The sequence below is a fragment of the Psychrobacter sp. TB15 genome (genome assembly GCF_000511655.1).
GTDB classification, from domain to species: Bacteria; Pseudomonadota; Gammaproteobacteria; order Pseudomonadales; family Moraxellaceae; genus Psychrobacter; species Psychrobacter submarinus.
The window spans coordinates 82764-103134 of the sequence record NZ_AYXN01000031.1 but is presented as its reverse complement, the minus strand read 5'-3'; the positions used below and the strand labels follow the sequence as shown (position 1 = coordinate 103134).

Sequence of the window (20371 nt, the reverse complement as noted above, 5' to 3'; positions counted from 1 at the left end):
AAAGTCACCGCTCGCTCCTATCTTTATTAGCTATTCAAAATACTTTTATTTAAGTCATTGAGGGTCATATGACGACTTTATCTACGCTAAAAAAGTTCAAAAAAGACGGTACTAAGTTCACTTGCCTGACTTGCTATGACGCCATGTTTGCGCGGATGATGGAGAAGGCTGAGATTGATACTATCTTGGTTGGTGATAGTTTAGGTATGGTGGTGCAAGGTCATGAGTCGACTTTGCCAGTTACTGTAAACGATATGGCATACCATACCGCGAATATCGCCCGTAGTAATAAACAAGCGCTGATCTTAGCGGACCTGCCTTTTATGAGCTATGCGCTTGAAGCTGAGGCTATCGCTAATAGCCGTCAGCTGATGCAGGCAGGCGCGCATGTCATCAAGATAGAAGGCGGACGTGAGCTGAGTCGTTTGGTCGCGACTTTAGCGCAAGCCGGTACGCCAACTTGTGTACATTTAGGCTTAACGCCGCAGTCGGTCAATGTCTTTGGCGGTTACAAGATTCAGGGTCGCAGCGATGAAGCGGCAGACAAATTATTAGCGGACGCCAAAGCAGTGGTAGAAGCGGGCGCGGCGCTATTGGTACTAGAGTGCGTACCTGCAGAGCTTGCTAAGACAGTGACTGAGGCAGTCGCGGTACCTGTCATCGGCATTGGTGCTGGCGCAGATACCGACGGTCAAGTGTTAGTGATGCATGACATGCTGGGCATGGTGCATGGGCGCGCGCCAAGATTTATTCATGATTTCTTAACTGATGAGCGCAACACGGAACGTAGCATCGAAGGCGCGTTTGCGCTGTACCAGCAGTCGGTACGTGAAGGCAGCTTTCCGCAGGCGCAGCATCAGTTTGATTAATATTATCCGATACCAAAAGAAGACCCTGTGATGCCTATCATTTATCATCATATTGCAAGCTTGCAAGACACCTTAAATCCTCTGCGTAGTCAGCAGCGTATTGCCTTAGTACCGACGATGGGTAATTTGCATGCTGGACACTTACAACTGGTCAAAATGGCTAAACAACACGCTGATATCGTGGTGGTCAGTATTTTTGTCAACCCAACTCAGTTTGGTATTGGTGAGGATTTTGATAGCTATCCGCGCACTCTTGAAGCTGATGTGGCCAAGCTTGCAAGCGTAGACGCCGATTATGTGTTTGCGCCTAGTATTGATGAGATGTATCCGCAATTGCCACCGCCTACCAAGGTTACGGCAGGTAATATAGCCATGCAGTTGTGCGGTGAATCGCGGCCGACGCATTTTGATGGCGTAGGTATTGTCGTCGCAAAACTGTTCAATATTGTGCAGCCTGATGTGGCATTTTTTGGTCAAAAGGACTATCAGCAACTAGCGATTATTAAGCAGTTAGTCAGAGATTTGAGTTATCAGATAAAGATTATCGGCGCGCCTATCGTACGAGCAGAAGACGGCTTAGCGTTATCTTCGCGCAACCAATATTTAACTGCTGCTGAGCGACAAACCGCACCTGTGTTACATGAAGTCCTAGAAGATTTGGCTGAGCAATTAGCGCAAAAAATAGCAGCAGATAGTTTTGATGAGTCCGTACTGCAATCGTTATTGACAAAGGCGGCTCAGCGTATCACACAAGCTGGGTTTGAGATAGACTATCTACAAGTAAAAACGACTGATCTACAAGCTATCGATTTTGAAGCGTTTAAGCTCAAAGAAAATCAGCAAGACTTGATTATTCTAGTTGCAGCTACCTTAGGGCAGGCAAGGCTACTGGATAATCAATTGGTACTACTAAACCGCCCATTGGTCAAATAGTCATATTATCGTCAAATAAATAGCGTAGGATAGATACAGTGAGCTCAGTCATTTAGAGCGCAGTAACGGTATTTATCAATCAGCTTATGGATTAAGGTAATAGCATGGAAGTGGACAAGCTCGGCGCAAATGCTCAAACGCCATCGCCTAACAGCGATAAGCTCAGCGTGCTTATTATCTCTGGACGCTCAGGCTCAGGCAAGACCTCAGTGCTCAATGCTTTGGAAGATTTGGGCTATTACTCTATTGATAACTTACCGTTATCTTTAGTGCCTGAAGCGGCGCATAAGCTTGTCAACGAAAGTAACATCAAGCGGGTGGCACTGGGTGTCGATATTCGCTCACCGCGAGCTGACTTGTCGAACTTTGCAGCGATCCACCAGCAGCTACATAATCGCTATGGCGAGGCAAAAGTACAAGTAATCTATGTCACCGCGCAAGAAGATATCTTGGTTGCTCGCTTCAATGCCACGCGCCGTGTACATCCGCTAATGTCGCAAGATGCTGATGGAATCGAAAACACTAGATATAACTTACCCGCCGCGATAAAAAGAGAAGTTGAATTATTACAGCCCATCGCTAGCCGCGCCGATATCACTATCGATACTAGCAAGCTCAATATCCATCAGCTCAAAGAGCGCCTGCGTGATCAAGTTGGAGCAGAAAACAAAATCGTCATTAATTTACTATCGTTCGGCTTTAAATACGGCACGCCTATCGACGCTGACTTCGTCTTTGACGTGAGAATCTTACCTAACCCGCACTGGAATGCCGATCTACGTAGCGCGACTGGCTTAGATAGTGAGGTTGCCACGTTTTTTGCGGATTATCCAGAGGTCAGTGAAATGAGCGAGGATATTGCTCACTTTCTTACGCGTTGGCTGCCCAATTTTTTGCATAATAATCGCCATACCGTAACCGTCGCTATCGGCTGCACAGGCGGCAAGCATCGCTCGGTTTTTATCACTGAAAAGCTACAGCGTCATTTGACCCAGCACCTACCAAAAGAGCTAACCGTAGTCGCTAAGCACCGTGAAAAAAGTCGCTGGTAGTCGCTTATTTTAGTCGCTACTTTATATCTTTTATTCCCATTATCTTTAGAGAGCTTTTATGATTGATTGGTCAGAACAAGACATGCGCGTTTCGCGTACCGAACTCAAAAAATCTCACGAGCGGCTACAAGCGTTATCGATACCCTTAGCCAATTTATCAAAAAAGCAATTAAAAGCCTTGCCAGCCAGTGATTATTTTATGGCGGAATTGATGGCTTTAGCTGATATTACTAGTGCTAATGCGCGTAACCGTCAGACTAAGCGGGTCGGTAAACTCATCAGCGAAGAGAACCGTCACGAGCTTGTCAAAGCGCTGTTTGAGGCATTTTTTCCGAATGAGCAAGTCGCTAAGATAGAAAGCTGGCGCGGCAGGCTCAATATCAATGATGAGAGCACGCTTAAGCAATTCATTAAGCAATACACGGCCTCTGAGCGTAATAGCCTATATCAGCTATTATTGTGGGTTGAGTACGCCAAACATATGCAAGACGATGAGCTGATGGAAGAGTCTGAGCAAGATCTGGCCAGTTATATTCGCGAGGTTGCTATTTTGTCGCAGCTCAAATAATACTGCTCAAACAAAAACAGGTTGTAGCAATAAAAAGGTCAGCTTAGCGCTGGCTTTTTTTGCATTGGTGTTTTGGTAAAAAAATGCGTAAGTAAGATAAATATTTAGGTAGGATAGATATTATAGACACTATAGATGTCCAATAAAGCAGATAATGGCTTGATAAGGTTGTTGTTTTTCATCTTGTAATCTAGTCGGCAGCTCCCCATAAATAATAGTAATTCAAACCCTTCGAGAGTTTTAGTGGTTATGGTTAAAGTTCTAAAATCGAATACTGACAGCGATACTAGTAGTGAAGTCAAAAGTGCTACTAGTAAAGGGGCTAGTGCGAATGACAGTATGAGTGCAAACGATAATATGGGTGCAGACAACAGTAAAAATACTGTTGAAGTAGAGAGTAAAGACGATAGAAAAGCTCGTTTAAAGCACCTAATCAAGCGCTTACCTAACTTGCCAGGCGTCTATAAAATGCTGGGTAAAAATGGTGATATTCTCTACGTGGGTAAGGCCAAATCATTAAAAAGCCGCGTTAATAGCTACTTTGCTAAGACTATCGACCATCCAAAAACTCGGGCTTTAGTTGCGCGTATTCATAATATCGAAACCATCATTACTCGTAGTGAGACCGAAGCGCTGCTACTCGAACAAAACCTCATTAAAGAATACCGTTCCCCTTATAACGTGCTGCTGCGCGATGATAAGTCTTATCTGTATGTGTTTATCTCTGCTGATAAACCCTATCCGCGTTTGGCTTATGGGCGCGGCAAAGGCAACCATCAAAAAGGCCGTTTTTTTGGGCCTTTTCCTTCAGCGCATGCAGCAAAAGAGACGCTCGTGCTGATGCAAAAGATGTTTCAAATGCGTCAATGCACTAATACCTTTTTTAAGCAGCGCAAACGCCCTTGCTTGGAGTATCAGATCAAGCGTTGCCGTGCGCCTTGCGTGGGACTGGTGTCGCCAGAAGAGTACCTCGAGGATGTCAATAATACGATTCGTTTCTTAAAAGGCGACTCTAGCGATATCCATAGTGCTTTGATCGAAAAAATGGAAGGCGCTGCCGAAGCGTTGGACTTCGAAAAAGCGGTGTTTTATCGCGACCAGCTATCGATGCTGCGCGAAGTGCAAGCGCGGCAAGCGGTCTATACCGTGCAAGGTGAGGCCGATGTCATCGCCATCTCTAGCCAAGCTGGCATGACAACAGTGAATGTGCTGACGGTCCGCGGTGGGCGCGTGCTCGGTGGCAAGAACTACTTCCCTGATGTCGATAGCAGCGAGCCTATCGCTGATAATTTATCCGCTTTTATTACCTCGTTTTATTTTCAGGTGACTGACGACTTACCAAGCGAGATTATCTTAAGCCACAAACTACCCGATCAACAAGCCATCAGCGAGGCGCTAACGACTCATTTCGGTAGTAAAGTCACCATCAAGACTAACGTGCGCGAACACCGCGCTGAATGGTTAGATTTGGCCACTCTTAATGCCAGCAATGCGCTAAAGACTAAGCTTGGTGATTATCTTGAGCTGCATGCGCGCTTCAATGCTCTAAAAGATGTGCTCGCTGATGTCACCGATAGAGCCATCGATCGCATTGAGTGTTTCGATATCTCGCACACTATGGGCGAGGCGACTATCGGTAGCTGCGTGGTCTTCGATCAGGGCGGGGCGCGGCGGCGCGACTATCGTCAATATGCTATTCACGATATTGTCGGCGGCGATGACTATGCGGCGATGCAGCAAGTATTGACCCGCCGTTATAAAAAGCAGCCGTTGCCGGATTTACTACTGATTGACGGCGGTAAAGGGCAGATGAGTATCGCTAAAGAAGTGCTGACAGAACTTGGAATCTTAGGGGATACTTTGCTCATTGGCGTAGCCAAAGGCGAGGGACGTAAAGCAGGGCTCGAGGTGCTACATTTCTTAGACCATGAGCCGCTTGATCTACCTATGGACAGTAAAGCGCTGCATCTACTGATGCATATCCGTGATGAGGCGCACCGTTTTGCCATCACCGCGCACCGTAAAAAGCGTGATAAGCGTCGCTCTTCTTCAGTGTTAGAAGTGATACCTGGACTGGGCGAAAAGCGTCGCCGTGATCTGCTCAATCACTTTGGCGGTATGCAGCAACTATTGGGTGCATCGCAGCAGGAGCTGGCAGGCGTTAACGGCATTGGACCTGTACTTGCCAAGACGATTTATAAGGTGTTGCATGAGTAGAGTTTGCAACCACTCGCTATTTTATAGCTATATTAGGGCGTGTTGAACATTCGACCATGGCACTGACAGAGACTATTTTTTAGGCGATTTGCAGATAAAAATGGTAAGTTTAGTCGTTCTAAGCGTCTATTTTTATCAATAAAGCGGCAAAAAATAGTCCTGTCCCTATTGTTGTCGTGAGGGCTGATGCTAAAATCGCCCTAGTCGTTGCGACTGTTTAAATAAAATCAGCTAACCAATGCAATAAGCATTACCTGCAATTTTCACTTAGACTAGAACTATTTTAGCGATCAGCAGTGCGCATTTGTGAATGTTCAACACGCCCTAGGTTTTAAATGGCATTGGTTTAAGCTAGGCTTTAAATAGCCTAGCTTTTTTATGGGCTAGAATTTAGCTAGCTGTAGGCTGGGTTTTTGACCCAGCATTTTTTTAACAAATGATAAACTAACCTTGTCTTCTATAACTCACAAACTGAAAGTCCAAACCACTTTTTTCATCATGCTGAGTGTCGGAGGTTTCTGCGGCGATAAAATCGCTTGGCAGCTCCGGGAAAAATGCATCACCATCGCTGATTTCAGTATCGACATGGGTCAGCTCGATGCGATCGGTGTACATAATCGCATCTTTAAACACTTTTTCGCCGCCGATCACCCAGATTGTATCTAAATGCGCGCCATGAGCGAGGCTAGCCGCTTGCGTCAAGGCGTCATCTAAATTATGCACCACATAAGCATCATCACGATCAGTGAGGTTCTTTTGTTCAGCATAATCAAGCTGAGTGCTGATGATAAAGCTGACTCGCTTAGGAAGCGGCTTACTGCCCATCGACTCATAGGTTTTGCGGCCCATAATGACGATACCTTGAATGCTATCTGCATCGCCATCGTTTTGCTTAGTGGTCATAGCCTTAAAATGCTGTAGATCCGCTGAGATATGCCAGGGTAGCTCATTGTCTTTACCGATACAGCGGTTGCTACTAATCGCTGCGATTTGGGCCACTTCAGTATGCGCGTAACTCATCACTTATCCCTTTTATTATTTATCAGTTTTCTAGTTTTCTAGTTTTCTAGTTTTACAGTTATTTTCAATTTTACAGTTTAGTCGCTTAAACTGCGACTTTCGCCTTGATAGCCGGATGCGACTCGTAACCATTAACGCTGATGTCTTCAAAAGTAAAAGCAAAGATATCTTTAACTTTTGGATTCAATGACAAGGTCGGCAGCTGATAAAGATCCCGCGTCAACTGTAATTCAACTTGCTCGCGGTGGTTTTGGTAAATATGACAATCGCCGCCCGTCCAGATAAATTCGCCCACTTCTAAATCACACACTTGCGCGATCATATGCGTTAATAGCGCATAACTGGCGATGTTAAAAGGCACACCCAGGAATATTATAACCCCTAATTTATGCACAAGACGCCTAATAATATAGCCTTAACAACTATAATAGCATTGTGCACTTTTAATTCTGCACAATACGACTTATACGTACAAGGTTATTATACCTGATTTTAAAATATCGCTGTTAATAGAAGGTCTTATTTATTTCTTTTAGTTTTACCAAAGCATATAAAACATGATTGCTCTAACACTAAAACTCACCCTAAAGCCCGATCAACCAACGCATCGGTAAGCTGAACTTGCGTCTCTTGGGACTGCTTTAGCTTCTCTTTTAGCTGATCGCAAATAGCCATTAGTTCATCGACTTTAGCAACAATGCGATGTTGTTCTGCAAGAGGTGGTGTTGGTAATAAGATTGAACGACTTTTTGTGACTGAAATATTGTCCTGACCAGCTGTTCCTATAAGCGCAATTTTATCAAGAAACATACCTGAAACTAAGTAGGTATAGATAAATTTATTTAGATTCGAAATGAATGGTCTAAACATCACAATGGCCTGATTGCAGTTCCATTCTGGATAGGTATCGGGAATGATAGCTATCTTTCCAAGAGGTGGACCCACGATATTCATTATCACATCTCCTGGGCAAAGCTGAGAGCGCTTCAAACTTGAAGAGTGATAACCTTCCTCAATAAATTGTGGTTGGTATTCAAAATCTATTTTTTGGTTTCTTATATTATAAACCTTCAAGTATGGGATACCTGTATCATCTATAAATGAACTCTTAGGTGGCGTTGATCCAGAAGTTATACCATCGCATATATCATCTAATCGACACCATTCCCAACCTAAGGGCAAATCAAATAATCTTTCTTCATCTTCAATAGGTGGTAATGCTTTACGTGGTTTAATCTTCTTCTCTTGAATCAACTGCTCTTTCTCTTCCGCAATCTTTTCTAACAATACTGAAGCAGGTTCGTCATCTGAACTCTGTGAAACTAGCTTACCCATCACTGCCAATTGCAAAACGGTTTGCTTTAGAGCGTCAATGCTTTGCTCGGTCGTAAATAGGCTATCGAAATGCTCGGCAATTCTTGCCCAATTTTGTGCTAGCTCATCAGCGTCCGCACTATCTGTCAACGTGGATAATAATACTTCTACAAGCGTCGCGTGAGCGTCGATACTGGCTTCGGTTTGCTGCTCTAGCTGATCACATAGCAGCATCAGCTCATCGACTTTAGCGACGATGCGGCGTTGTTCTGCTAATGGAGGATATGGAAATGGTTCTTTCCTTAATGTATCAACTGAAACCATATTCTTTTGGGCGGTCCCCTTTAGATCAGACAATGTATCTGTACGCATAAAAAAGGCAGGGAATAAGATTTTAAAATATTCATTTATAAGTGCATTATTATTCAAAGCTATTTTAAGTAAAGCTTGGTTAATGACTCCTCTCTCCATATTTGGTGGGGCTATTGCGACTTTACCAACAGTACCAGAGCAACTAATAATCAAGTCATAAGGCTTAACTTCAAATGCTTTCAGCTCATTAAACTTTGTCTCATCAATATAATATTCTCCACGTGAAAAATCATCGTTTATTGCATGCTGCTGCTCATATACTTTATAGCCAGAATTAACAAAATATGCTTTTTTTAAAGCACTCCCAAAAGGTCCTCTCTTAATTGCATAGTCATCGTGGGCTATCACTTGAGGCATAAATGCCCACGTCCATCCCTGTGGTAAAGTATTCTGCTCAACTCCAGCTTCTTCCAATGACGGCAATGCTTTTTGCTTTTTTATCTTTTTATCTTTGACTAACTGAGATTTTTCTACCGCAATACGTTCAAGTAAAACCGCAGCGGGCTCATCCGTAGGATCTTGTGGAATTAACTTTCCATATACAGCTAACTCCAAGATCAGTTCACGTAATTTAGTAATACCATACAGCTCATACTTTTTACTGCTGCCACGTCCACTAGTCGACTTAGCTAGTATAGCGCTGGTCCAGATATCGATATGTTCAGTGATTAGCTGCTCTGGCTTGCTTATGTCTTTACTCATCTCTAAGCTCGTCTTTACATTCATAGCTACTTGCCCTCTGTCGTGTTAGCAGACAGCGCAGCGCCCAGCACGTCTTTTAATTGGCTGCGTAACGTATCGATGCTCTGTTGCTGTTTAGTATAGTCAGCCAGTAGCTTATTAGGATCATAATCAATGACTTCACCTTGGTAGGGGTTGGAGATATCGAGGTTATAGTTACGCTCGATGACTTCATCAATGCTGACCTTCCAAGCCTGATTGTTTTCGATACGACTGGTAAAACCATCAGATTCATCACCCCACCAATCAATCTCTGTTTGAAACTCTTCGAACTTCATTGGTTTGGTTTTGCTATAGTTTTTGACGCCTTCAGGATAAGGATGCTCATAAAACCAAATATCTTTGGTTGGCTGACCTTTGGTAAAGAAGAGAATATTGGTTTTAATGCTTGTATAAGGGTTAAACACACCATTTGGCAGGCGCACGATGGTATGCAGATTACATTCTTCGGTTAGCATTTTCTTTAGCTTGGTTTTTACCCCTTCACCAAACAAGGTGCCATCAGGCAATACGACGGCAGCGCGACCTTTATCTTTCAAGACCTCAATGATTAATTGTAAAAACAAATCTGCCGTTTCACGCGTTTGGAACTCAGCAGGGAAATCCTTTTCGATACCGTGCTCTTCAGTGCCACCAAAAGGTGGGTTGGTTACGATGACATCAATATCACTGTCCCAGCTCGACAGCGGCTTATTTAGGGTATTATCGTGGCGTATCTGTACGGGTACTTCGATACCATGCAGCATCATATTGGTCGTACAGAGCAAATGTGGCAATTGTTTCTTTTCAAACCCTAAAATCTGCTGCTGTAGTACTTGGTGATCTTCAGCAGTTTCAACATAATTGTTTTTGACATGATCGAACGCACAGGCCAAAAACCCACCTGTACCACAAGCTGGATCCATGACGCGCTCACCGAGCTTTGGATCCACACGATCAACGATGAAGCGTGTCACGGCACGAGGGGTATAAAACTCACCTGCATTGCCCGCACTCTGTAAATCACGCAGTAGCTGCTCATAAATATCACCAAACAGATGACGCTCATCTGAGCGGTTAAAGTCCACTTCGTTGAGCTTGTTTATTACTTGGCGTAGCAACGTGCCGTTCTTCATATAGTTGTAGGCATCGCTCAAACCCTGACGCACGACAAAGCCACGCGGATTGGTATCTACTGGCGCTGTCAGGTTTTTTAGCTCAACGAATATTTCATCGTTGACGAACTCTAGTAGCTCCTCACCAGTGATACCTTCAGGATCAGCTGCCCAATTACGCCAGAGATACTTCTCAGGAATGGGCGTTTTATAGTTTTCTTGTTCGAACTCAAGCGCTTCTTCTTGGGCATCAAATATCTTGAGAAACAATAACCATGACAATTGGCTTAGACGTTGGGCATCACCATCGACACCAGCATCTTGGCGCATGATATCTTGAATAGACTTGATAACCGAACTGATTGACATGTGGTTTCTCTTTTTAATAAACGATAGGAATAAAACAAGCCTCAATAAGAGGCTTAGATATGTAGATCGTAGCTAATTCTTTCTAGTTGCTTAAGCTTGCTTAGGCGGTGGTGTCCAATATATTTCATCTTCGAGATCACTAATGGCTTGCTGATAGTCTTTTTTGCTACCAAAGCCTTCTCTGACAATTTCCATCGGACTACCTAACTGATCAAGTGGTTTTACTTTGAGCACATTTAGGCTTTCGATCTCTTCTACACCAGCATCAGCATATTTATCAAGCAAGGCGTTCAGTACTTTTTGAGCAGTATCTGAGTACTTGGTAAAGTAATTGCGCTTTTTGACTTCATTCGCACGTTCACGTCGGGTCAAGGGCGGTTGGTCATAAACCACATGACAAATCAGATCGAAAGGATCCATATCCGAGCCGATCTCTTCTTGCAATGCTTCCCAAATAATACCAGCGTTTGCCAGCTCATCAATAATGGTTTGTTTACGCTCAGTAGCGTTCCAACGCTTTATAAACTCATCCAAACTAGCAAACTGCTTGCTGAAGGTTTTGCGAGTATAGTCCTGAAAGGATTCGGTGACCAGTTTACCATCAGTATCATAGTACTGGATACGCTGAGCCATTACTTTTACAGATACGCCTTTCACATGGTATTTTTTAGCAGGCTCACTAACACCTATGTCATCACCCATACCAGCCCCTAAATCAAAGCCCCTATCATCACTCTGGGTTGTATAAGCTGGGTCGGTGCCATTGACAATATCTAGATCTGCGTCTGACTCACCATCTACCACTTCATCAAGCTCGTCGCTGCCTTCATTAATCTGCGATGGCGTCACAGTCATGATACGTTCAGGAACACCATCAAAGCGTTCATCTGCAAATAGCTCAGTCGCTTTTTTGAAGTCGAGAATCGTAAACCAAAGCTTACCGTATTTATCATTGATACGGGTGCCACGACCGATAATTTGCTTAAACTTGGTCATCGATTTGATATTTTGATCTAGCACGATTAGCTTACAGGTTTGGGCATCGACACCTGTAGTCATCAGCTCTGAAGTCGTCGCTATCACTGGATAGGGCTTTTTGGGGTTGATGAAATTATCAAGCTGAGCCTTACCCAACTCATCATCACCCGTGATTTTCATAACATACTTTTCGTTCTTTTTGACCTGCTCTGGATTGCAATTAATCAGCGCACGACGCATTCGCTCCGCATGATCAATGTCATTACAGAACACAATGGTTTTGGCCATTGGATCAGTGCGCTCAAGGTAGCTTGTAATGGTCTGAGCCACCAATTCCGTACGCTCATCAATTACTAAAGTGCGATCAAAGTCTTTTTGATTATAGATACGATCCTCAATCAACTCACCATGCTTATCTATCTGTCCTTTCGTTGGACGCCAGCCTTGCATATCAATATCGATATCAACCCGAACCACTTTATAGGGCGCTAAAAATCCATCTTCGATACCTTGCTTTAAGGTATAAGTATAAAGAGGGTCGCCAAAGTAATAAGAATTAGATACCTCTTCAGTCTCTTTAGGGGTCGCTGTCAAACCGACCTGCGTAGCGCTATTAAAGTATTCCAATATCTCACGCCAAGCACTGTTTTCAGCAGCGCTGCCTCTGTGGCACTCGTCAATGACAATTAGGTCAAAGAAGTCTGGTGCAACCTGTTTAAAGGCTTTCTGATGCTCTTCTGGGCCTGTTAACGCTTGATATAAGCCAAGATGAATCTCAAAGGCAGGATCAACCGTACGACCTTCTATTTTGGTCATCGCAGTGCCAAAAGGCTGAAAGTCATTAACGCGAGTTTGATCGACTAAAATATTGCGGTCAGCTAAAAACAAAATGCGCTTTTTTTCTCTCGCTTTCCACAGACGCCAAATGATTTGAAAGGCAGTGTAGGTTTTGCCCGTTCCTGTTGCCATCACGAGCAGGATACGATTCTGTCCGCAAGCAATGGCCTCTATGGTCTTATTGATGGCTTGTAGCTGATAGTAGCGTGGTGACTTACCACTGCCATCATCATGATAGTCTTGAGTGATGATAGGCAACTGAGCTTGCGTATAGCCTTTCCACTGACAATACTTATCCCATAGCTCAGCTGGTGTTGGGAAGTCTGATAGTGAAATCTCTGTTTCGAGGATAGTGCTATTGGTTTTATCATGAAAAATAAAGCCATCACCATTAGATGAAAATACAAACGGTACTTCGAGCAGCCCAGCATAATCAAGCGCTTGCTGCATACCTTTACCAATAGAGTGTTTATTAGCTTTGGCCTCGATAACAGCAAGCGGCAGATTAGGCTTGTGATATAAAACAATGTCAGCAGACTTGACTGTTTTACGTACTGCCATTTGACCGCGAACGATAACCTTACCATCACGAAGCTTAACCTCTTCACGAATTTGGGTCATGTCATCCCAGCCTGAACCGATAACGGCAGGTAGAATGAACTTACTGATAATGTCCGCTTCGGATAATTCTAATTTGTTGATACCAGCCATGGCAGTACGTTTCCTATATAGCTAGCGTTAGTGATAGCCTATACTCTAACATATGTTGTGTATTAATAGCCTATTAGGATTGAACCGCTCATATCAGGAAATCGATGCAATTATTAAATTGTAAAAGACTGTATGACTCACCCATTGAAGACGTCGCTTACTTGGTTAGAACAATTTTTTTATAGCGATCACCTAGGAACTCAAATTTTTTCTCAAAGAGGGCTGCAAGCTTTGAGTCGGCTGTAGCAAAAAAAATCTGCTTATTAGTTTCAATCGCTAGATCTCTTAAATAATCTATAAACGAGAGAGCATTTAAATCATCTATATGAGCTATAGGGTCATCAATAAGAATGATTGGAGGGGCACTTTCTGCACTTAGATTAAGAGCAAGAAAAATAGATAGTGCAAATGCTGCTCTTTGACCAGTGCTTACTTGATTTATACCGTGGTTTGTTCCTGAGCGACTAACTAGCAGTGTTTCACTCTGAAAGTCCCCAAGTGTATATTCAATTGGGGCATGAACTCTTGAGAATATACTACTCACATGTGTACGAATAGACTCAAGAGATTTTTGTGTTGCTTTTTCAAGAGAGTAATCTTGTATTATATGGTCAAGTAAAACTTTTGCCTTCTCTAAATTATCCCGATTTAAAGAATATTTATATAGCTGTTCGGTAGATTTGCTCAGCTCTTCCATTTTCTTAACTAACTCTGTTTTCGCTACTACTTCATTTTGAAAAGCATAATAAGCGCGGTCAAAATCATTTAAAATTTGCTCTAGAGATAGTATGATTTCCTCGAAAGAGTCTTTACTATCTAAATCAATCTGCTGTTCGGCTGCTTGTAAAAAATTAATCGAGCTTTCAAGGTTGTCGGCTATTTCTTTCACATTTGATAACAGTCCTATTGGAGTAATACTTAAGTCATTTGGAACAATTATAGGCGCAGAACCATGCAAAGATTTCTCAGTTATTTCTTTCAAATTAAGCCTAAGATTTGAGAGTTCTTTGAACGTTATCTCAATATTTTTATTTAATAGAAGTATATGTTTATTAACATCTTCCAAAGAAGAGACGTGACCATTTTTACCTAAAACTATAGTTGCAGCATGGCGAATCTCATCATATTTACTCCAGTCTATGCCAAGCAAGCTTAGCGATTCAAATTTGGACTCAAGACTTGATAATTCTTCATTAAGAACAGAAATATCATGATATTTTGATAATAGTAATTCCTGAATATCACCTACAACAAGCTTGCTAGAGAGCATATTTGTATCGGCAAAACGTTTCAAAGCCTCTAAAGACTTGATTTCATTTCTTTCTTGTTGTGCATACATTTTCGCCGACTTAACAGATTGGCGTAATGTTTCGGTAGTCGATGACACCTCTGCTAAAGTAAGCTTTTCAATCTTTTGTAATAATTCATTTTCTTTATGAAATGTCATACATACAGGACAGTGATTTGGATCTCCTGTACGATCTATAATGGAGATTACTGCAGAACGCAGATCACTACGTAATGCGTCTACTGATTCCTCTAGTCCTTCTATTTGCTCAAGACTATTGATAAAAGAAGCTTCTTCTTGTGTTGCACGTTTCAAATTATCAGTTGCAGCTTGCAAAGCATCACTAATAGAATGTAACTCATACTTTTCAGACAGTTCATATACATCATCAATAAATATGTCACCGATGGTTTTACGCACTACTGAAAGAGCTTTGGTTTTTTGAGCTATGGATTCATGAACTATCGGAGCACCATTCTCGCAATATGTCATCCAGCTTCTGAGTAGATGAAGGTCAGATTTATATTTACTCATCAGCGCTTCAGTATCTATAGTTTTTTTTCTTATAGCATTAAACTCTTTGACACTATCATTTAAAGTATTGATAGTTTCCATAACCAATATTTTGTGGTCTTGCAGCAATCGTTTTGTAACTGATGTAGATTGGACAACCGAAATAGCACTCCTAAAGCCTCTCAATAAGTACTCTAAGTCAGTTCTTTCGGACAAATTAATAGATGTTGATTTTTCTACTAGATCCCATTTGATACCAATGGCTTGCAAACCTGCTTGATATGTTTTAATTAGAGTGGCTGATTCAGAGGGTGACTCTTTTAAACGCTTTAGTTCACGACCTAAATAATCCGTTTCTTTTAAAAGAAATGGAATTTGTTTGCAAGCTTCAGAATATTTATCGGCTATATCGCTGTTTATCTTTTTAATATATGTCCATAGGGATGAAGCTTCAGGCCCAACCAATAAAAGGCTAAGATCTTCCTTTATATCCTCAGCATTATTATCACTTGCGAGTCTAAAAGCGGCGTCTGTATCAAGGAAGTTGAATCTAGTAAATGAGTTTGTAATCGCACTTGATAGCTGATTAGATCGGCCATACCAACTGAGATTACGTTCTTTGATAACTGAAGCAATAGTTGTAGTCTTAACATTAACTAGAGAGCCATTCGGCATTTCTAAACAACCCTGTATCCCACTAATATTTGCATCAGAATCTCTCCGTATTCGACCACAATAAAGACCCTCTATTGATTCGAGTAGAGAGGTTTTACCTGCACCGTTTTGACCAAATATCAGGTTTACATTGCTAAATGAGAATTTGCTATCATTTATTGCTGGCCTAAAACCATTAATCTGTAAATGATGCAAAAACCCTGTTCCCAATGGATCTTGGTCGAAATTTAAAACTGATTTATCTACTGGACTATTATCTAAAACGAATGCCTCTCCAGAACTTATAAGTTCAATAACTCGAGTACGTGGACGCTTCTCCAGTATTATGCCAAGTGAAGCAGAAGTTAACAACTCTCCCCATCGAACACTAGCATCTTCGCTAATATGCGGTTGCGACGTTTGGCTACTTATACTACAAAGATGTCCTGAGAGTTCATCTGCTGAAAGGACAAACTTCCGAGCAAAGTGTCTATCCTTTTCGATAGAAGACTTCGCTTCAGAAAATTTACTATCTTTTTTTGATTTTGGACCTGCCCAAAAATACAAATAGTTATTCCAACGTCTATCAACATTTACTTTGAAGAAGTCAGCTCCTAACAAACCTTCTTGGAAATCGTGCAAATTATTAGCACGTTTTACTACATCATCTGAAATATCAAAGTAAACTGTGGCGAAAACTTTTCCTGAATAAGACCGCTCACATCGGAATAAACCCTTACCTAAATCTTGGATGCTTGAAAATTGTTTTTTTATTATTTCAAGTACTGTGGTTACATCATTCATTTTTATTTCTCATGTTTTAAAATGGAGTAACAGACGTAATGTCAGTTTGATCTTCTATAGGATTATCGATGCGAGTCATTGTAGGAATCGAAGCGAATTTTATTTCTCCATATTTTCGATATATAAGGCAAAATCGATTCTGATGAGGACCGCCTTCTTTGCGCAATAGATGGTAAAACATATCCCCTTTTTTACTTAGCTCATCAGCTGACGGAGAATCTCCTAGATAAACAATAAGTGTAGGTTTTTTATCAGAAGTTAATACATTGAAATTAGGGCTTCTTTTTGACCAGTTTATTGTGGAACCCTTATCAATGTCTGAAACCTGTGGAGGCCATTTTTCGTAGTTTATAAGTTCATGATGAATATGTGTAACTGGTTTGAGTCTCATATCTCGAAAATTTGTGGCAGGCTCACTATTGTCTTGAGCCACTGTCACTCTATTAATTATTTCATCTTTCTCTATTTGACACGAATCTATATTTTTAGCTATATACCAGTCATCTACTCCAGGTATAGCTCCTGCACTCAAAGCAAGCACTCGCTCGATATTCATAGCATTGTTTTCTGATAATACGTGAGTTAGTGCTAATCGTGTATCAGGAGTTTTGTCTATCAAATTATCAAAACCTGTTTCGGGAGGAGGAACATCATTCTTCCACGTATTAATGTCTTCTTTCCATTCATATCGACTTACCGCAACAGGACCATTCCGATTGGCAACAACTGCATTTCCGAAACTAAGAATCTTAGGAACTAATATTTCAAATACTGCCTCGTCATAATGAAAGAGTAAAGCGTGTCGACGCTCTTTCATATAAGCATAGTACAAACCAAGTTTATGATTAGGCAAAATAACTTCGTCTTTGTATGAACATGAATCGGCAGGACAGTACCAAGTTGATCCTGCTATATTTTGCCAGTCATGGATTCCGTTTCCTTGCTCATCACATTGCACAATGGATTGTGCCCAGTTAAGACAAACAATATGACAGTTTGTTACCCTAGGATCAGTACCAAAAGTAGCTGTGCGATACCTCCTAAAAGCAGAATTTCTAGGATCAGGATTGAGTTGGATATGTATAAGTGTCGATTGATTACTGAAGTCACTTAATGATTGAGGGTCCAGTTCAGCAAGAGCAAAAGCATCTGCACAAATAATAACGGCAGCAGTTAATGGGCCATTAATACCCTTGAACTGGTAAACGACCGAACCTCTTCTTAAAACAGATTCCTCAAAAAACAAATCGTCACGAGATGGATACGTCTTAAACTGAATTAATATTATGAGTTTTTTTGTGCCATCAATATGTGTTGTCTGAAATAAAAGTGCTACCGTACCGAGAAGATGACGATCTCGAGGAAGATCTTCTAAAGGCTCGTGAATAATAATGCACAGATCACTAACTTGTTGTTTGAAACTTTCAAGTCCCTCTTGTGTGATACTTTCAGTACCAAGAACCCACAAAGCATTATCAGATGGTACTAACCCCCCTGCAATACCTTCTGATAAGGTATCCCAAGGCAAAAAATACTCAGGGGTAATCGCAAGAGTTGCACCACGTTCATTTGCAGTTTCTAAGAATTTTTTACCTTTAATCTTGGCTTTAGTTTGATCGAATGCTCCTATTCTTTCTTTACTTGCGAATATAGGACCATCAGGTTGCATAAGTAGTGTTGTATATCGTCTCTCATCTGGACGTAACATTTCTAAGTCGGGCGAATTTAAATTAAGTGGATTGAGTACATCAGCGATAGGTTTTAGTTGCATTGAGTTCAACCTTCAAATGCTTTAATTATAGAGTCATATTAATAGACGGTATTATGAGTTAAGGTAAATATAAAACTCCTATCAAAGGAGCTCTTAATAAATACTTGTATCATATATTAAAACTAATGAATAGGAGCAATGAAAAGGATGTATATCTATCTAAAATACCTAAGACACTAGCTCTCTTTTAATACTCGATAGACAGTAGCCACACCAACACCAACCGCCTTGGCTATCTCATCTTTTGTCATAGTGTTTTGACTATCTAATTCTAAGATACGTTTATGCTTTGCTATATTAGGCTTCTTACCTGAGGGCTTATAACCACTTCTAGCTAAACCCTGTTTGATCCGCTCTCTACGCTTGTCATTATCTAATTTAGCCATCGTAGCTAATAAGTCTATGAGCATGTTATTTACTACGTTTAGAATTTCACCACTCATACCAACGTTAATTGTATGAGTGGTGGGTAGGTCTGCTACTACTAGCCTTAACCCTTTGTCTTTAATTCTTTGCTTTAAAATAGCAAAGTCATCCTGGGATAATCTACTCAATCTATCTACACTCTCAACAAGCAATATATCGTCTTGATTAGCATCAACAAGCAATTTAGTAAGCGCTGGTCTATCTAACTTAGTACCACTGTAATTTTCAACATACTCAGCATGGTCATCTTCATAGCTTTTGCTAAAGCTAATCAACTCAGACAAGGCTCTCTTGGCATCTTGGTCTTTAGTGCTCGCTCTTACATAAATTCTGACTGTCATAGCATTATCCTATCGTTTAGACTTGTAATTTAGTGTTTAAGAATAATACTATCGTTTAATATGTAAAACAAGACTAATGATAGGTTGAGTTATTATTTAATGATTTTACTGTTAAGGTATAGGCTAATGATAGGGCAAAAGCGCGGCGACCAGTCCCATAATTCAAAAGCCTGTTATAGATAGTTCCATATTAACAGTCTATTTTGAGTAGTCTGTTAATAGGTTTAAAGGGTGAAATAGCTGGTTCCTTTGGGGTATACCTATGGCGAACCAATCAGACGCTCGCACTGGTTCGGTTCCCTATACAGGAATCGAACTCTAAGTTGTATACTCAATATTTAGAGTGCTTTCAATAACTGTCTATTAACTTGTAGCGCACCTCAATATTTTTGAGAGCTCAGCAACTGATTTGAGAGAGTTGTACTATAAATAATAATGTTTATAAGACTAAATTACGATAATTTTTGTCTTCTAAACCATCTCGGCAGTTGTACATTGGTCGAATTTGTTAGCCCATTTAATAAAGCAACGAGCAAAATCAAAAAAACGCCTATATATTGAATACCTGATAACATTTGATGCAGGAGCAACACTGCCAAAAATATTGCGGTCAAAGGTTCAAAGATAGTAAATACTGACGCGCGTGTGGCTGGTAGTTTTTCTAATGCTTTCATATATAATGCAAAAGGTGCAATCGTACCTACCAAAGATAAGCCCAGTACATATATCCAGCTAATAACGGGAAGCTGTATCAGCTTATAATAAGTTGTATACGTGGTAGGAATGAACAATAATACAATGCCACTGAACAAAATTGACGTAAAAAAGACAAGTGGTGCAGAGTGTTTATGATGCATGGCGCGTTTACCAAGCACACCATATAAAGAGTAACAAACGCCAGAAAGCAGCCCAACGGCAATACCCAAATTCCCTTCAGTAGTGCCACCCATCGTAGTCATACTAACGCCAATCACTGCTACAATTGCTAACAATGCAGCTTTATAAGTAATTCGCTCATCTAATAATAGGTGCGAGAATATCAAGCTAAAGACTGGCGCCGTATAGAGTAATGCGACTGCTGTGCCTGCTCCCACATGAAGCACTGCAAATAAGTAGCAAACCGTCATACCCAGCACGCCAATTAGGGATTGTAGACCAAGCCCAAACCATTGACCGAGTGTTAGCCTACTTAATGGTTTCCAGATCTTAGGCAACATCGTTATAGCAATAATAGCTGCCGTTATGATACGCAATATCGTAATTTGCCAACTACTAAAACCTAATTGACTAAGATAAGTCGAAAATATACCAAGTGTGCCCCAACATATGGCCGCCATGACAATTTGTATGGTGCCAATCCATGGCTTGACATCAACCGCTATAGGTCTGGTTTTCAATACTTCCACGACTAGTCACCTCTATTATTGAACATAAAATGTTCGTAATATCATTGAGTAAATATAAAACTGGTACAAAATGACTGAGTGTTAATCAGCATT

14 protein-coding genes are annotated in these 20371 nt (G+C 41.2%); 5 read left to right on the top strand and 9 right to left on the bottom strand.

Features of this window, described 5'->3' with window-relative positions:
* Window positions 1-68 precede the first annotated feature (68 nt).
* The 5 genes from panB to uvrC all read left to right on the top strand — a co-directional run bounded on the left by panB (window position 69) and on the right by uvrC (window position 5639).
* Window positions 69-869 carry a 3-methyl-2-oxobutanoate hydroxymethyltransferase gene (gene panB / locus W234_RS0107310; protein WP_025646128.1) on the top strand — a complete coding sequence of 267 codons (801 nt, stop codon included), beginning with the start codon at window positions 69-71 and terminating at the stop codon, window positions 867-869.
* A gap of 30 nt (window positions 870-899) precedes the next feature.
* Complete coding sequence (gene panC / locus W234_RS0107305) at window positions 900-1802, top strand: pantoate--beta-alanine ligase (RefSeq protein WP_025646127.1); 903 nt, start codon at window positions 900-902, stop codon at window positions 1800-1802.
* Window positions 1803-1906: 104 nt separating this feature from the next.
* Window positions 1907-2854: an RNase adapter RapZ gene (gene rapZ, locus W234_RS0107300; RefSeq protein WP_025646125.1), complete on the top strand. Its 948-nt coding sequence runs from the start codon at window positions 1907-1909 to the stop codon at window positions 2852-2854.
* 58 nt (window positions 2855-2912) lie between these two features.
* Window positions 2913-3422 carry a ribosome biogenesis factor YjgA gene (yjgA, locus tag W234_RS0107295; RefSeq protein ID WP_025646123.1) on the top strand — a complete coding sequence of 170 codons (510 nt, stop codon included), beginning with the start codon at window positions 2913-2915 and terminating at the stop codon, window positions 3420-3422.
* A 357-nt stretch (window positions 3423-3779) separates the two neighbouring features.
* Complete coding sequence (uvrC, locus tag W234_RS0107290) at window positions 3780-5639, top strand: excinuclease ABC subunit UvrC (protein ID WP_037059316.1); 1860 nt, start codon at window positions 3780-3782, stop codon at window positions 5637-5639.
* Window positions 5640-6083: 444 nt separating this feature from the next.
* On the opposite strand, the gene W234_RS0107285 is transcribed toward uvrC, so the two are convergent.
* The 9 genes from W234_RS0107285 to W234_RS0107245 form a co-directional block, all read right to left on the bottom strand.
* Window positions 6084-6659 (bottom strand): dihydrofolate reductase, encoded by a 576-nt coding sequence (locus W234_RS0107285; protein ID WP_025646119.1) that lies wholly within the window; start codon window positions 6657-6659, stop codon window positions 6084-6086.
* 85 nt (window positions 6660-6744) lie between these two features.
* Window positions 6745-7020 carry a thymidylate synthase gene (gene thyA / locus W234_RS13815; RefSeq protein WP_319802571.1) on the bottom strand — a complete coding sequence of 92 codons (276 nt, stop codon included), beginning with the start codon at window positions 7018-7020 and terminating at the stop codon, window positions 6745-6747.
* Window positions 7021-7238: 218 nt separating this feature from the next.
* Entirely contained in the window at window positions 7239-9071 is a 1833-nt protein-coding gene (locus W234_RS0107275) for a restriction endonuclease subunit S (protein WP_198013332.1), read from the bottom strand.
* A gap of 2 nt (window positions 9072-9073) precedes the next feature.
* A complete protein-coding gene (locus W234_RS0107270) occupies window positions 9074-10549 on the bottom strand; it encodes an N-6 DNA methylase (RefSeq protein WP_025646116.1) in 1476 nt (491 codons plus the stop codon).
* 90 nt (window positions 10550-10639) lie between these two features.
* The gene (hsdR, locus tag W234_RS0107265) at window positions 10640-13066 is read right to left on the bottom strand and encodes an EcoAI/FtnUII family type I restriction enzme subunit R (RefSeq protein ID WP_198013334.1); all 2427 of its coding nucleotides are present in this window, start codon (window positions 13064-13066) and stop codon (window positions 10640-10642) included.
* A gap of 166 nt (window positions 13067-13232) precedes the next feature.
* A complete protein-coding gene (locus W234_RS0107260; RefSeq protein WP_025646112.1) occupies window positions 13233-16334 on the bottom strand; it encodes a hypothetical protein in 3102 nt (1033 codons plus the stop codon).
* Between the two features lie 16 nt (window positions 16335-16350).
* The gene (locus W234_RS0107255) at window positions 16351-18105 is read right to left on the bottom strand and encodes a hypothetical protein (protein WP_025646110.1); all 1755 of its coding nucleotides are present in this window, start codon (window positions 18103-18105) and stop codon (window positions 16351-16353) included.
* Window positions 18106-18281: 176 nt separating this feature from the next.
* Window positions 18282-18872 carry a recombinase family protein gene (locus W234_RS0107250; RefSeq protein ID WP_025646108.1) on the bottom strand — a complete coding sequence of 197 codons (591 nt, stop codon included), beginning with the start codon at window positions 18870-18872 and terminating at the stop codon, window positions 18282-18284.
* 452 nt (window positions 18873-19324) lie between these two features.
* A complete protein-coding gene (locus W234_RS0107245) occupies window positions 19325-20278 on the bottom strand; it encodes a DMT family transporter (RefSeq protein WP_025646106.1) in 954 nt (317 codons plus the stop codon).
* Window positions 20279-20371: the final 93 nt, after the last annotated feature.

Excerpts from the sequence above, each read along its gene's own strand:
- panB (WP_025646128.1), top strand. The coding sequence starts at position 69 with ATGACGACTTTATCTACGCTAAAAAAGTTCAAAAAAGACGGTACTAAG.
- uvrC (WP_037059316.1), top strand. The coding sequence starts at position 3,780 with ATGGGTGCAGACAACAGTAAAAATACTGTTGAAGTAGAGAGTAAAGAC.
- W234_RS0107285 (WP_025646119.1), bottom strand. The coding sequence starts at position 6,659 with ATGAGTTACGCGCATACTGAAGTGGCCCAAATCGCAGCGATTAGTAGC.
- rapZ (WP_025646125.1), top strand. The coding sequence starts at position 1,907 with ATGGAAGTGGACAAGCTCGGCGCAAATGCTCAAACGCCATCGCCTAAC.
- W234_RS0107270 (WP_025646116.1), bottom strand. The coding sequence starts at position 10,549 with ATGTCAATCAGTTCGGTTATCAAGTCTATTCAAGATATCATGCGCCAA.
- W234_RS0107275 (WP_198013332.1), bottom strand. The coding sequence starts at position 9,071 with ATGAATGTAAAGACGAGCTTAGAGATGAGTAAAGACATAAGCAAGCCA.
- panC (WP_025646127.1), top strand. The coding sequence starts at position 900 with ATGCCTATCATTTATCATCATATTGCAAGCTTGCAAGACACCTTAAAT.
- W234_RS0107255 (WP_025646110.1), bottom strand. The coding sequence starts at position 18,105 with ATGCAACTAAAACCTATCGCTGATGTACTCAATCCACTTAATTTAAAT.
- W234_RS0107250 (WP_025646108.1), bottom strand. The coding sequence starts at position 18,872 with ATGACAGTCAGAATTTATGTAAGAGCGAGCACTAAAGACCAAGATGCC.
- yjgA (WP_025646123.1), top strand. The coding sequence starts at position 2,913 with ATGATTGATTGGTCAGAACAAGACATGCGCGTTTCGCGTACCGAACTC.
- W234_RS0107260 (WP_025646112.1), bottom strand. The coding sequence starts at position 16,334 with ATGAATGATGTAACCACAGTACTTGAAATAATAAAAAAACAATTTTCA.